This is a genomic window from Sphingobium chungangianum, from assembly GCF_977014255.1.
Genome location: NZ_CDRNIV010000006.1, coordinates 96,284 through 109,517, shown reverse-complemented (window position 1 = coordinate 109,517; position 13,234 = coordinate 96,284). Strand labels below are relative to the sequence as shown.

Annotated in this window: 11 protein-coding genes; 6 read left to right on the top strand and 5 right to left on the bottom strand. The window is 66.9% G+C overall.

The features are described from left to right. Positions 1–3: 3 nt before the first annotated feature. On the bottom strand, positions 4–1,509 hold the full coding sequence (gene xseA / locus ACWNC0_RS07400) for an exodeoxyribonuclease VII large subunit (RefSeq protein ID WP_449470659.1): 1,506 nt from the start codon (positions 1,507–1,509) through the stop codon (positions 4–6). A gap of 7 nt (positions 1,510–1,516) precedes the next feature. Here xseA and purD point away from each other — a divergent pair, with 7 nt between their 5' ends. Both purD and ACWNC0_RS07390 read left to right on the top strand, forming a co-directional pair. Next, positions 1,517–2,794: a phosphoribosylamine--glycine ligase gene (purD, locus tag ACWNC0_RS07395; RefSeq protein WP_449470658.1), complete on the top strand. Its 1,278-nt coding sequence runs from the start codon at positions 1,517–1,519 to the stop codon at positions 2,792–2,794. 78 nt (positions 2,795–2,872) lie between these two features. Continuing rightward, positions 2,873–3,385, top strand: a complete 513-nt coding sequence (locus ACWNC0_RS07390; RefSeq protein WP_449470657.1) for a hypothetical protein — start codon at positions 2,873–2,875, stop codon at positions 3,383–3,385. Between the two features lie 73 nt (positions 3,386–3,458). On the opposite strand, the gene ACWNC0_RS07385 is transcribed toward ACWNC0_RS07390, so the two are convergent. From ACWNC0_RS07385 to mutY, 4 genes are read right to left on the bottom strand one after another with little or no spacing between them, the layout of a single operon-like run. Then, positions 3,459–4,256 carry a 3'(2'),5'-bisphosphate nucleotidase CysQ gene (locus ACWNC0_RS07385; protein ID WP_449470655.1) on the bottom strand — a complete coding sequence of 266 codons (798 nt, stop codon included), beginning with the start codon at positions 4,254–4,256 and terminating at the stop codon, positions 3,459–3,461. After that, entirely contained in the window at positions 4,243–5,589 is a 1,347-nt protein-coding gene (locus tag ACWNC0_RS07380) for a TldD/PmbA family protein (protein ID WP_449470654.1), read from the bottom strand. Before ACWNC0_RS07380 ends, ACWNC0_RS07385 begins: the two co-directional genes overlap by 14 nt. A 47-nt stretch (positions 5,590–5,636) precedes the next feature. Beyond that, the gene (gene nudC, locus ACWNC0_RS07375; protein WP_449470653.1) at positions 5,637–6,539 is read right to left on the bottom strand and encodes an NAD(+) diphosphatase; all 903 of its coding nucleotides are present in this window, start codon (positions 6,537–6,539) and stop codon (positions 5,637–5,639) included. Positions 6,540–6,554: 15 nt separating this feature from the next. Further along, on the bottom strand, positions 6,555–7,613 hold the full coding sequence (gene mutY, locus ACWNC0_RS07370) for an A/G-specific adenine glycosylase (RefSeq protein ID WP_449470652.1): 1,059 nt from the start codon (positions 7,611–7,613) through the stop codon (positions 6,555–6,557). A 26-nt stretch (positions 7,614–7,639) separates the two neighbouring features. Here mutY and ACWNC0_RS07365 point away from each other — a divergent pair, with 26 nt between their 5' ends. The 4 genes from ACWNC0_RS07365 to smc all read left to right on the top strand — a co-directional run bounded on the left by ACWNC0_RS07365 (position 7,640) and on the right by smc (position 13,221). Further along, complete coding sequence (locus ACWNC0_RS07365) at positions 7,640–8,182, top strand: DUF721 domain-containing protein (RefSeq protein WP_449470651.1); 543 nt, start codon at positions 7,640–7,642, stop codon at positions 8,180–8,182. A gap of 45 nt (positions 8,183–8,227) precedes the next feature. Further along, on the top strand, positions 8,228–8,908 hold the full coding sequence (locus ACWNC0_RS07360; RefSeq protein ID WP_449470650.1) for a thioredoxin domain-containing protein: 681 nt from the start codon (positions 8,228–8,230) through the stop codon (positions 8,906–8,908). Positions 8,909–8,953: 45 nt separating this feature from the next. Beyond that, positions 8,954–9,688: a thioredoxin domain-containing protein gene (locus ACWNC0_RS07355; RefSeq protein ID WP_449470648.1), complete on the top strand. Its 735-nt coding sequence runs from the start codon at positions 8,954–8,956 to the stop codon at positions 9,686–9,688. A 92-nt stretch (positions 9,689–9,780) separates the two neighbouring features. Further along, a complete protein-coding gene (gene smc, locus ACWNC0_RS07350; RefSeq protein ID WP_449470647.1) occupies positions 9,781–13,221 on the top strand; it encodes a chromosome segregation protein SMC in 3,441 nt (1,146 codons plus the stop codon). Positions 13,222–13,234: the final 13 nt, after the last annotated feature.

The following is a 13,234-nucleotide window of genomic DNA, read 5'->3' as shown; positions in this document are numbered from 1 at the left end:
ACATCAGGAGAACAGGTCCTGCTGGCGGATTTCGCCGCCTTCCTGCGATTTGCGGGAAGGGCGGGATGATGGGGATATAGCTTGCGGGGGCGCCTTCTCAAGGGCTGGTGATGGTGGGCCGCCTTCCACCGTCGCCGCGACCGCGCCATCGTCGAAATGGAGCGCTACCGTGCCTGCGGCACGGGCTTCATCGACTGTCCTGACGAGGCGGTCCCCCGCCATGACGCGGGCAAAGCCGCGCTTGAGCGGCAGGTCGGGATTGACCGAGACGAACAGGCGCGACAGGCGGTCGAAGGCGGTGGCGCGGTCGTGAAAAACGTGGGTCAGATAATCGGGACGCAGGCGCTGACGGTCGAGCCGTTCCTTCGCCCGGCTCAAATGCTGGTGCAGGAGCGCTGGACGGAGCGCGCCGCCGGCTTGCCCCAGATGCGCGCGGGCGTCGGCGACGCGGTGGCGCAGACCATTGCCAAGATCGCCGGACAGCTGGTCGAGCCGCTGGCGCTGGGGTGCGAGCAGCATGTCGGGAGTGGGCATGAGCCGGGCCTGCACCTCCAGCCGCTCGCGCGCCTGCGCGGCACCGCGACGCACCGCGCGGTTCATGCGCAGCCCCTGTTCGGTCAGCATCGCCATGAGATCGGCGCGCACCGGCACCGCCATTTCGGCAGCGGCGGTCGGCGTAGGCGCGCGCATGTCGGCGGCATAGTCGCAAAGCGTCGTGTCGGTTTCATGGCCAACGGCAGAGATAATCGGGATCGAACATTCCGCCACGGCCCGGACGACGATTTCCTCGTTGAAGCTCCATAGATCCTCAACCGATCCACCGCCGCGCGCGACGATGACGAGGTCGGGACGAGGCAGCGGGCCGCCAGGCTGCATGGCCGAAAAGCCGCGCACGGCGCGGGCGACTTGCTCTGCCGCCCCCTGCCCTTGCACCAGCACCGGCCAGAGCAGGACATTGGTGGGACAGCGGTCCTCGAGCCGGTGGAGAATGTCCCGAATGACTGCGCCGGTGGGCGACGTCACGACGCCGATGGTGCGCGGCATGAAGGGGAGCGGGCGTTTGGCGGAGCGGTCGAACAGTCCCTCGACCGCAAGCTTTGCTTTAAGCTTTTCGAGCAGCGCCATTAGCGCGCCCTCGCCCGCCAGCTCCATCCGTTCGATCACGATCTGATATTTGGAACGGCCCGGATAGGTGGTGAGCTTGCCGGTGGCGATCACCTCCACCCCGTCCTGCGGCGCGAAGGGCAGACGCTGCGCCCCGCCCTTCCACATCACCCCGTCGATGACGGCATTGTCATCCTTCAGGCAAAGATAGAGATGGCCTGACGCAGCGCGCTTGAAGCCGGAAATCTCGCCGCGCAAGCGGACATGGCCGAAGCGATCCTCGACCGTGCGCTTCAATATGGCCGACAATTCGCTCACCGAAAGCGGCGGCGCGTTGTCCCCCGCCCGTTCCTCGGCTAACAGGCGGCCCGATGCATCCAAACCAGCTTCATATTCCGGGGACATGGGCGAAATGAACATCCTTTTGTTGGGCAGCGGCGGCCGCGAACATGCTTTGGCCTGGAAGCTGGCGCAATCGCCCAGCCTCACGACCCTTTATGCAGCGCCCGGTAATCCCGGCATAGCCCAGCATGCGACGTTGGTCGACCTGGATGCCACGGATCATCGCGCGGTGGTCGATTTCTGCCTGCGCCATGCGATCGGGCTGGTGGTGATCGGGCCGGAAGCGCCGCTGGTCGATGGGCTGGCCGACAATCTGCGGGTCAAGGGCTATCCGGTGTTCGGGCCGGGCAAGAAGGCCGCGCAACTGGAAGGGTCCAAGGGCTTCACCAAGGATTTGTGCAAGCGCGCGCACATTCCGACCGCCGCCTATGAGCGCACCCACAGCAAGGATGGTGCGATCGCGGCGCTTGGCGATTTCGGCCTGCCGGTGGTGATCAAGGCCGATGGCCTCGCGGCGGGCAAGGGCGTGATTATTGCGGAGACGCGCGATCAGGCCGTCGAAGCGATCGAGGACATGTTCTCCGGCGCATTTGGCGCGGCGGGCGCGGAAGTAGTCTTGGAAGAGTTTATGACGGGCGAGGAGGCGAGCTTCTTCGCTCTGACCGACGGCAGCGCCATCCTGCCCTTCGGCTCTGCGCAGGACCATAAGCGGGTGGGTGACGGCGATACCGGCCCCAATACCGGCGGGATGGGCGCTTATAGCCCGGCGCGGGTGCTGACGCCCGAGCTGGAAGCTGAAGTGATCGAGAAGATCATCCGGCCGACCGTTGAAACGTTGGCCGCCGAGGGGACGCCTTATTCGGGCGTGCTTTATGCGGGACTGATGCTGACCGATGAGGGGCCGAAGCTGATCGAATATAACGCGCGTTTCGGCGATCCGGAATGCCAGGTTCTGATGATGCGCTTCGACGGCGATCTGGTCGAACTGTTGCTGGCGGTGGCGCAGGAACGGCTGGCGGAGAAGGGGCCGGTAAAGCTGGCCGACCGCACCGCATTGACGGTGGTGATGGCGGCGAATGGCTATCCGGGTACGCCGGAAAAGGGCGGCGCGATCGGCGGCATAGACGCGGCCGAAGCTGGCGGCGCGCGGGTTTTCCATGCAGGAACGGCGGACAAGGATGGCGTGCTGGTCGCCAATGGCGGGCGGGTGCTGAACGTCACGGCGAGCGGCAGCAGCGTGGGCGAGGCGCAGGCGGCGGCCTATCGGGCGGTGGACGCCATCGACTTTCCGACCGGATTTTGCCGTCGTGACATTGGCTGGCGCGAAGTGGAGCGCGAGGGGCGCTGAAGGCATCCAACGCAGGCTCTTGCCGATCGTGCGCCAGCGCCCTTAGATAAGAGCCTGAAAAAAACGGGAGGGAGCGTGATGCAGGAATTTTTCATGGACTATGGCCTGTGGTTGTTGATCGGGCTTCTGGTCCTGATCGGCGTCGTGTTCCTGCTGTCGGGGCGCAAGACGCCCATCGACAACGCCCCGGCCGAGCGTGCCCCCGTGGTGGAACGGCAAGAGCCGCCGGTAGCACCCGCCGCAGAGCCGGTGACCGTTGCACCCACGACGATCGCGGCTGAGCCTCAGCCTATAGTCGCGCCGGTATCACCGCCGATTTCCGCTGCTCCGGCGGCAGCCCCCACATCGGACGCGCATGACAATCTGCTGAGGTTGAAGGGGGTCGGCCCCAAGCTCAATCAACTGCTGATCGAGCTGGGCGTGACCCGCTACGCGCAAATCGCTAATTGGAGCGAAGCCGACATCGCGGCGATCGATACCAAGCTCGGTACTTTCAAGGGTCGGCCGGTGCGCGACCAATGGGTTGATCAGGCGAAATATCTGGCGGCTGGCGATACTGCCGGGTTCGAAGCGAAATACGGCAAGCTTTAGGGCGTAGCGAGTGCCGGTGTTAGCTTCGGCTCAGGAAAAGACGATAGGCGATCGGACCACGTAACCCGCTCTTTCAGCCTTGCCCTAGCAGTTCGCGGGCGCGGGGGGCGAGGCGCTGCGTCGCGGCTTCGTGGATGCCGGGGGCTGTGCAGAGCAGGCCGAAGGCGGTGGGATCGGGGCGGTTGAAGGACAGGGGAACGCCGAGCGCGTCGGTGACGGTTGCTCCTGCTTCCTGCGCGATCAGCGCGGCGGCGGCGACATCCCATTCATTGCCCCAGCGGACGGTGGCGACAAGGTCGGCCTCATCGGCGGCGACCATCGCCATGCGCAGCGCGATGCTGTTGGGTTTGTGAACGGTGACGAGGTCGCGGTCGTAGCGAGGGAGCTGGTCGGCGGGGACGCGGGCGCCGGGCAGGATCATGCGGGACCCTGCGGAAAGCATGCGGCCGTTGCGGGTGGCGCCCTCCCCTACCCGCGCGATCCACAATTCGTTTCGGGCAGGCGCGGCGAGGATGCCGATGCGCACCGCGCCATGTTCGACCAGCGCGACTGACACGGACCAACCCGGACGACCGCGCAGATAGTCGCGGGTGCCGTCGATCGGATCGACCACCCAGACGCGGTCGAGGTCGAGGCGGTGGACGGTGTCGGCGGTTTCTTCCGACAGCCATCCGGCGGTGGGGTCGATGACGCTGAGGCTCTGGCGGAGCATCTCGTCAATTTCGAGGTCCGCCTCGCACACAGGATGGCCGGGGACCTTTTCCCATTGGCGCACCTGCGTCTGGCCGCCCGCCCAGAGGGTAAGCGCTCGGTCGGCCGCGTCCGATACCGCGCCGACGAGCGCGCGCAGATCGATCTCAGCCCCCGGCAACGGTCATCCCGTCAATGCGGATCGTGGGCACGTTCATGCCATAGCGGAATACAAGGTCGTTCGCCGGGACGAGAGCGCGGAACATGTCCTTCAGATGGCTGGCGATGGTGATTTCCGAAACCGGACGGGTGATCACGCCATCCTCGATCAGGAAACCGGCGGCGCCGCGGCTATAGTCGCCGGTGACGCCATTCACACCCATGCCGATCAGTTCGGTGACATAGAGGCCACGCTTTATGTCCGCCATCAGGGCTGCGGGAGAGATGTTGCCCGGTTCCATGTGCACATTGGTGACGCCTGCGCCGGGCGCGCCGCTGCCGCCCCGGCTGGCATGGCCGGTGGGCTGAAGGCCGAGCTGGCGGGCGGAAGCGCTTTCCATCAGCCAACCGGTCAGCACGCCCGCATCGATCAGGGCACGACGGGCGACCGGCAATCCCTCACCGTCGAAGGGGCGCGAGCGCATTCCGCGCGGACGGAGCGGATCGTCGATGATGGTGATGGCGCTGTCGAACAGCTTCTCCCCGAGGGAATCGAGCAGGAAGCTCGATCGCCGGGCGATGGCCGGGCCGACCATGCCGCCGATCAGATGGCCGAGCAGGCTGGAACCGATGCGCGGATCGAACAGGATGGGAAGGACGCCGCTTTCGAGTTTGGCGGGGTTGAGGCGGGCAACGGCGCGCTCCCCCGCGCGGGTGCCGATCGTCGCGGCATCATCGAGATCTACCAGATGGCGGACGCTGTGGCTGGCATGGTCCCGCTGCATGTCCGCGCCGGTGCCCGCAAGGACGCTGGCCCAGGTCGAATGACTAGTGCCCGCATAGGCACCGGCAAAACCGTGGCTGGTGGCGAGCGCGACCTGGCTGCGGCCGTTGGATGCGCCGCCGCCTTCGCTGTTGGTGACGCCTGCGATGGCGCGAGCGGCTTCCTCGACAGCGAGGGCGCGCTCGCGCAGTTTCGCGGGTTCAGGCTCACTCGGATCGGCAAGATCTAGTGCAGGCAAAGCGCCGCGCAGCAGCCGGTCTTCAGGCGCAAGGCCCGCATAGGGATCTTCCGGCGCCTCCCGCGCCATTGCGATGGAGCGGTCGACCAGCGTGCTCAAGGTCGCGGGATTCATGTCCGACGCGGCGATGCTGGCGGAGCGCTGGCCGACGAAGACACGCAGGCCGATTTCTTCGCCCTCCGATCGCTCCACATCCTCCAGCGCGCCAAGGCGCACCGCGACCGTGGTCGATGCATTACAGGCATAGATGGCGTCGGCCGCGTCCGCCCCGGCCCTGCGAGCCGCCGTCACCAGATCCTGCGCGCGGGACTGGGCTTCTTCAAGGCTGAGCATGGGTGCGGGGCGTTCCTGCTGAGGGGTGAGGCGTCAGGCCATGGGCCTTACGCGCTTGAACCCGGCTGGGCAACCTGCGCATCGGCCCAGTGTTTGAGGAGATGGTGGGCGACGGCCATTGGCGGAGGCGAGGTGAAGGGCGCGTCTGCATCCCCTGCCAGCGCCGCTTGGACTCCGGCTGCGTTGCACCAGAGGGCATGCTGAATCTCTGTTTCATCCAGCGTGAGCGCATCATCGTCAGCCTGCGCGATGCAAGCGATCATAAGCGATGAGGGGAAGGGCCAGGGCTGGCTCATCACATAGCGGACGGAATGGACGGTGACGCCCGCCTCTTCCTTGATCTCGCGCATAACGGCTTCCTCGATGGTTTCGCCCGGCTCCACGAAACCGGCGAGCGCGGAGTAGAAGCCCTGCGGCCAGCTATGCTGCCGTCCGACCAGCACCCGGCCGTCATGTTCGGCGAGCATGATGACGACCGGATCGACGCGGGGAAAATGTTCCGCATCGCAAGAGCAGCAGCGGCGCGCCCAGCCTGCCTTTTCCGGACGGGTGCGCGATCCGCAGACGGAGCAAAAAGGATGGCGGCCGTGCCAGTGGACGAGGCTGCGCGCCGCGCCATAGAGCGCGACTTCGTCGGCGGGCACTTCGGTAACGATGGCGCGGCTGCGGGCGCTGGGGACGAAGTTCGTGCCGCTTTCCTCGATAAGGCGGGCGAAGATCGGGCGCTGCGCTTCGTCGATGCCGAGCAGCAGATGCTCCTCCACCCGGGCGTCGGCAGACGGCGGCTCCATGAGGAGATGGCCGTCCTGCGTGACCGGATCAAGGCCGTCGAGGACGAGACAGCGGGCATCGGGCGAGGCAAGCGCCTGCGCCACAAGGTCCGGCTTCATCCGGATATGATCGGCGCGATCGAGGCGGCCGCCAGCATAGCCAAGCTGGTCAGGGGACATGAGATTCGCTCTCCTTCATTGCTGCTTAGCCTTCATTGCTGCCTCGGCGGCGCGGCGGAACAGGGTCGGCAGGCCCGCCTCCCCTATGCGGGGGAGCGGCCACCATTCGCCGTCACCCGTTGGCATGCTTTCCTCTGCCACATGGGCGACATGAACCGTCAAGGCCAGCGAGAAATGGGTGAAGACATGGGCGACCGGCTCCGGCAGCGCCTTCCAGATTGCCGCAAGCGGCGGAGTGGCGTCGGGCGTCGCGCTCCAATGGGAGGAAGGAAGGGCGCGCATGCCGCCGAGCAGGCCCTTGGCCGGGCGGCGGACGAGCCAGACATGACCGTCAGGGCGCTCGATCCACCAGCTGTGGCCGAGACGGTGCGGCTTTGCCTTCTTCGCGGTCTTGACCGGGAAGGCGGCGGGATCGGCGGTGCGGAAGGCTGCGCAGTCCTGCCGCAACGGGCAGATGCCGCAGGCGGGGTTGCGAGATGTGCAGATGGTCGCGCCAAGGTCCATCATCGCCTGCGCGAAATCGCCTGCGCGGGCATCGGGCGTGATGCTGTCCGCAGCGGCGCGGATGGCTGGTCGGGCAGCGGGCAGCGGCGTGTCGATGGCAAACAGGCGGGCGACGACGCGCTCCACATTGGCATCCACCACTACCGCGCGGCGGCCGAAGGCGATGGCGGCGACGGCGGCGGCGGTATAGGCACCCACGCCGGGCAGGGCGCGCAGTCCTTCTTCATTGTCCGGGAAAACGCCGCCATGCCGATCGCTGACGGCGCGCGCGCAGGCAAGCAGGTTGCGGGCGCGGGCATAATAGCCAAGGCCCGCCCATGCCGCCATGACGTCGGCATCCTCTGCCCCAGCGAGCGCCTCCACCGACGGCCAGCGATCGGTAAACTTCGCGAAATAGGGGCCGACCGCGGCGACCGTCGTCTGCTGAAGCATGACCTCCGACAGCCAAACGCGATAGGGGTCCGCCGCGTTGGCGCCCGGCGGAGCGCGCCAAGGCAGGCGACGGGCATGGACGTCATAATGTCCGAGCAGATCTGCTGCGATTTTCATGAGGTTCCGCTCGACGTCCATGGCCGCCCTATGCCATTAAGCGGAGCATGACGGAACGGCCCGCGACACCCAAATTGAAAAGCCGTGCCCAGGCAGCGGCCGAACGGCCTCGCGTCGGCGGTCCGCGCCAGATTGCCGACCTGATGCCGCAGATCGGCGCTGCCGCTTTCCGCAAGTTCGGCTTTGTCCAGTCGAGCATCGTCACGCGCTGGGCCGAGATTGTGGGGCAGCATTACGCTGAGATTTCCGCCCCCGAATCGATCCGCTTTCCGGTAGGCAAGAAAGCAGGCGGGACGCTGCAACTGACGGTGATGAGCGGCCATGCGCCAATGATCCAGCATGTCCTGCCTGACATCATCGACCGGGTGAATCGCTTCTTTGGCTATGCCGCCGTGGCGAAGGTCGCGATGAAGCAGGGCGAGGTGCGCGGTTCCGCGCCCGAACGCCGGCCGCCGCCGCGTAATTTGAGACCGGTGCCGGTGGAGCTTGGCGATTCGCTGCGTGACATTGGCGACCCCGAATTGCGCGCCGTTCTGGAGTCTCTCGCGCAGGGGCTTGTCAATTCCAATGGTTTGCCGAAAATCAGCTGAACCGTTCAATTGCCGTACAGGGGCGGCGCTTCATTGGAAGAACGCATGACGAAATCGCGCTTGCTAATCCTTGGCCTCTTCGCATTGATCACCCTCCCCGGTACGCTGATCGCCGCGCCCGCCGTCAACTGGACGACACGGGTCGCGCTGTCGCCCATTGGGGGACATGTGATGGGCAACCCGGCCGCTCCGACGAAGCTGGTCGAATATGTGAGCTATACCTGTTCGCACTGCGCCCATTTCGTGGGTGAGGCGAGCGCGCCGCTGAAAGCTGACTATGTGAAGGGCGGCAAGGTGAGCGTGGAAGCGCGCAATGCGGTGCGGGACAAATATGACCTGACGGCGGCGCTGCTGGCGCGATGCGGCGGGCCTAAACGCTTCTTTGGCAATCATGAGGCGCTGTTTGCAAATCAGGATGCCTGGATGGAGCAGTTGCAGGCCTATGACCGTGGCGCGGCCAAGCCATCCGAGCAGATCGCCCTGTTGCGCGACATTGGGCGCAACACGGGCCTTTACACATTGATGGGCAAGCGCGGGTTCACGCCTGCGCAGCTTGACGCCTGCATCGCCAATCCAGCGGCGATGAAGCAGATATTGGCGATGACCGACGAGGCGTGGAACAAGGTGAAGATTGGCGGCACGCCGGGCTTCACCATCAACGGGACGCGCGTGGACGGATCGAGCTGGGCCAGCTTGCGCGACGCATTGCCCGCCGCCGCACAGTAAACTAAACCCCTGATCCTGATGCCCGAGCAACGGAGCCTGCACACAGTGAAAGCCATTACCGGACTTGCCCTTATCGCCCTCTCGCTGTCCCTTTCCGCCTGCGGGAAAAAGGACGCGGCCAGCAACTCGTCCGCAGAACCGGTCGCTGCTGTTGCTGCCCCTGCCGGGACCAGCTGGTCCGCCACAGTGACGCAGACCCCCGAAGGCGGATTCGTCATGGGCAACCCGCAGGCAAAGGTGAAGCTGATCGAATATGGGTCCTATACCTGCAGCCATTGCCGCGATTTTTCGGCGGAGGCTTCGGAGGAGATCCGCAAGATCGTGGACACCGGAAAGATGAGCTTCGAGTTCCGCAACTTCGTGCGTGATCCGATCGATATTTCCACGTCGCTGCTGGCCCGTTGCGGCGGCAAGGACGTCTTCTATCCGCTGAGCGAGCAGTTCTTCGCCAACCAGAATGCCATGTTCGAAAAGGCGCAGTCGCTGGGCGACGCCAAATATCAGGCGTTGATGAGCGCACCGCCTGCGCAGCGTTTCGGCAATCTGGCCGCCGCCGTGGGGCTGGTCGACTTCGCCAAGCAGCGTGGGATTGCCGAGGATAAGGCCAAGCAGTGCCTGGCCGATACCGCCGCCGCCGAAAAGCTGGCCAAGGGCGTCGAGGCGGCGAACAATCAATATAAGATCGAGGGCACGCCGACCTTCATCCTGAATGATGTGAAGATTGACAATGTCGCAACCTGGGCGACTTTGCAGCCCAAGCTCAAGGAAGCGGGTATCTGATTGGCTCAAGGGGGGCGGACATTTGCGATGAGTTTGCCCGCTGAAGGCGGGGCAGCATCACGCTGCCCCGGCAATTGGTCCGGGGGGTGGCCATGCAGATAAAGCGCCTCAAGCTTTCCGGTTTCAAAAGCTTCGTCGATCCGACGGAGCTGCGCATCGAGCCCGGCCTGACCGGGATTGTCGGGCCTAATGGCTGCGGCAAGTCCAACCTGCTGGAAGCGATCCGCTGGGTGATGGGAGAATCCAGCGCCAAGTCGATGCGCGGCGGCGGCATGGAAGATGTGATCTTCGCAGGCACGTCCACCCGGCCGCAACGCGACTTTGCCGAAGTGTCGCTGCTGACGGTGCAGGAACAGGGCGAACTGTTCAACGCGGTCGAAGTGGGCGCGGACGGCGAACTGGAAGTTATCCGCCGGATCGAACGCGGTGCGGGGAGCGCCTACAGGGCCAATGGCCGCGACGTGCGGGCGAAGGATGTCGCGCTGGTCTTCGCCGACGCCGCCACCGGAGCGCACAGCCCGGCGCTGGTCAGTCAGGGGCGGATCGCCGCCGTCATCGCCGCGCGCCCGCAGGAACGGCGCGCGATGCTGGAGGAAGCGGCAGGGATTTCCGGGCTGCACGTCCGGCGCAAGGATGCCGAGCAGAAGCTGCGCGCGGCCGAGGCCAATCTGGTGCGGCTGGACGAGATACTGACCGACATGGAAGCGCGGGCCAGCAGCCTGCGGCGGCAGGCCAAGGCGGCCGAGCGCTATATCAAGCTGTCCGAGCAGATCAGGGTCGCCGAAGGGCGCGTGATCTTCGCCCGCTGGCGCGAGGCGGCGGCGAGCGCGGATGCCGCGCGGAAGGAAGCGGTGGAGGCCGAAAGCGCCGTCAGCGCCGCGCAGGAGGCTCAGGCGGCGGCGGCGGTTCATGCCAATGCGGCAGTGGATGCGCTCGCCGGGCGGCGGGTGGCGGCACAGGCCGCGCGAGACGAGGCGAATGAGGCGGGGCATCGGCTCGCGGCGCTTAGGACTGAGCGCGATGGGGTGGTGCGGCGGCTGCATGATCTGGCGCAGCAGGCCGAGCGGCTGGAAGAGGACCGGGCGCGTGAGCGCACGCTAGCCAACGATGCGGCCGAGGCGATTGCGCGGCTTACGGCCGAGATTTCTGTTCTGAAGGAACGGACTGCCGAGACTGAGGCAATGCGGCCTGACTTTACCGGGCGGATAGCGCGAGCAGAGGATGCTGCGCGCGATGCCGAGCTGGACCTCGCCAAGGCGATGGCGCGACAGGCGGGCGAGCAGGCTGAATTGCGCGTAGCCGAAGCGGCGTTGGCGGCGGCGCGGAGCCGTTTGGAACGGGCGGAGCGGGAAGCCACGCGGCTGGAAGCGGAAGCGGGCGCCCTGCCCGATGCGGCGCCGCTGGAGGCGAAACGAAGCGAGGCGCTGGCGGCACAGGCAACGGCTGGATCGGATCGCGATGCGGCCGAGGCGGCGATCGGGCAAGCTGAAACGGCGCGGCAGGCGGCAGCCGAGGCGCGGGCGGCGGCCGAAGCGGCGGTATCTTCCGCACGGGCGGGACTGGCGGCGCTGGATAGCGAGGCGGCGGCGCTCAAGCGGGCGATCGAGAGCGGAAGCGGGCGCGAACGGGCGCTGGATCAGTTGAAGGCCGCGCCGGGGTTTGAGCGGGCGCTGGCCGCCGCGCTGGGCGATGACCTGGAGGCGCCGGTCGGCGCGCAAGGCACGCGGTGTTGGACTGGGGCGGCGGCGCTGGACAGCGATCCGGCCCTGCCCGCCGGATGCGCTTCGCTGGCAGATTATGTGCGCGCGCCTGCGGAACTGGCGCGGCGGCTGGCGCAGATCGCGGTCGCCGAAACGGATGATGGACAGACGCTGGCGGTGGGACAGCGGCTGGTCACCAAGGACGGACAGCTGCGGCGCTGGGACGGCTATGTCGCGGTCGAGGGAGGCGCGGCGGCGGCCGAGCGGCTGATCCGGCTCAATCGGCTGGAAGCGATTGCTGCGGCGCGACCGGCGGCCGAAGCGGAGGTCGAGGCGGCGCGCGCGGCGCAGGATAGCGCGGCCAGTGGAGAACGGGCGGCGGCCGAGGCGCTGGGGGCTGCGAGGACGCAGCTTGGCGCGGCCGACCAGCGGTTGCGCGCGGCGCTTCGTGCTGCCGACGAAGCGGCTACGGCGCTGGAGCGGCTTTCCGGGCGGCGGGAGGCGATCGAGGAACGACTGGCTGAAGCACGCGCTGATCTGAGCGCTGCCCGGGCCGAGCATGACAAGGTGGACGCAGCCCGCGCGGCGGTGCCCGACGGGGCCGGGACGCGGACGCTGGTGGCATCGCTTTCGCAAGCGAGCGAGAAGGCGCGCATGGCTGTCAGCCAGTTGCAGGCGGATCAGGCGTTGGCCGACCGGGCTTTGGCAAGCGATCGTGAACGCATGGCTGCGGCGGACGCGGAAGCCAAGGGCTGGCGCGCGCGAGCGGGCGAGGCGGCGAAGCGGATCGCCGCCATGGTGGAGCGCGGCGAAGCGATCGCGTCCGAGCGCGATGGACTAGCGCAGCAGCCCGACACGCTGGCGACGGCGATCGCCGCCCTGTCCGAGCAGGGCGCTGGGCTGGCGGAAGCGGCGGAAGCGGCACGGCGGGCGGAGAGCGAGGCCGAGGCAGCGCTGCGCGTCGCCGAGGAACGGGCCGCGCAAACAGGCGAGGCGCTGGCGCAGGCGCGCGAACGGCGTGCGACTGCCGCCGCGCGAGCCGAGGCAGCCGAGGAGAAGCGGGTCGAGACCAACCGCTTGTCGGGCGAACGCTTTGAGTGTCCGCCCCCCGTGCTGCCCGAGAAGCTCGGCTTTGCCAGTGCCGACATAAGGATCGCGCAGAGCGAGCAGGGTGAACATGACCGCCTTGCCGCCGAGCGCGAGCGGATCGGGCCGGTCAATCTGGTGGCGGCGCAGGAGCTGGAGGAGCTGGAAACGACGCAGGCGACGAGCCGGGCCGAAAGCGAGGAGCTGAGCCAGGCGATCAACCGGCTGCGTGGGTCGATCGGCAGCCTCAATCGTGAAGGGCGGCAGCGGCTATTGGCGGCGTTCGAGGCGGTCGATGGGCATTTCCGGCGGCTGTTCACGACGTTGTTCAATGGCGGACAGGCGCATCTGGAACTGATCGACAGCGACGATCCGCTGGAGGCGGGGCTGGAGATCATGGCGCAGCCGCCGGGCAAGAAGCTGGCCGCGCTGACGCTGCTGTCCGGCGGGGAGCAGGCGTTGACGGCGGTAGCGCTGATTTTTGGCCTGTTCCTGACCAACCCGGCGCCGATCTGCGTGCTGGATGAGGTCGACGCGCCGCTGGACGATGCCAATGTCGAGCGTTTCTGCGACCTCCTCGATGTCATGGTCGGGCAGACCGACACGCGATATCTGATCGTCAGCCATAATGCGGTGACGATGGCGCGCATGCACCGGCTGTTCGGTGTCACGATGGTGGAGCGCGGGGTGAGCCGCCTCGTTTCCGTCAATCTTGGCGGCGCGGAAGCGTTGCTGGCGGCAGAATAGGTAGGAGGCAGCG

What these genes read in the sequence shown, in the direction of transcription:
- ACWNC0_RS07360 (WP_449470650.1), top strand. Translation starts at nt 8,228, where the DNA reads ATGACGAAATCGCGCTTGCTAATCCTTGGCCTCTTCGCATTGATCACC.
- xseA (WP_449470659.1), bottom strand. Translation starts at nt 1,509, where the DNA reads ATGTCCCCGGAATATGAAGCTGGTTTGGATGCATCGGGCCGCCTGTTA.
- ACWNC0_RS07390 (WP_449470657.1), top strand. Translation starts at nt 2,873, where the DNA reads ATGCAGGAATTTTTCATGGACTATGGCCTGTGGTTGTTGATCGGGCTT.
- mutY (WP_449470652.1), bottom strand. Translation starts at nt 7,613, where the DNA reads ATGGACGTCGAGCGGAACCTCATGAAAATCGCAGCAGATCTGCTCGGA.
- nudC (WP_449470653.1), bottom strand. Translation starts at nt 6,539, where the DNA reads ATGTCCCCTGACCAGCTTGGCTATGCTGGCGGCCGCCTCGATCGCGCC.
- smc (WP_449470647.1), top strand. Translation starts at nt 9,781, where the DNA reads ATGCAGATAAAGCGCCTCAAGCTTTCCGGTTTCAAAAGCTTCGTCGAT.
- ACWNC0_RS07380 (WP_449470654.1), bottom strand. Translation starts at nt 5,589, where the DNA reads ATGCTCAGCCTTGAAGAAGCCCAGTCCCGCGCGCAGGATCTGGTGACG.
- ACWNC0_RS07365 (WP_449470651.1), top strand. Translation starts at nt 7,640, where the DNA reads ATGACGGAACGGCCCGCGACACCCAAATTGAAAAGCCGTGCCCAGGCA.
- purD (WP_449470658.1), top strand. Translation starts at nt 1,517, where the DNA reads ATGAACATCCTTTTGTTGGGCAGCGGCGGCCGCGAACATGCTTTGGCC.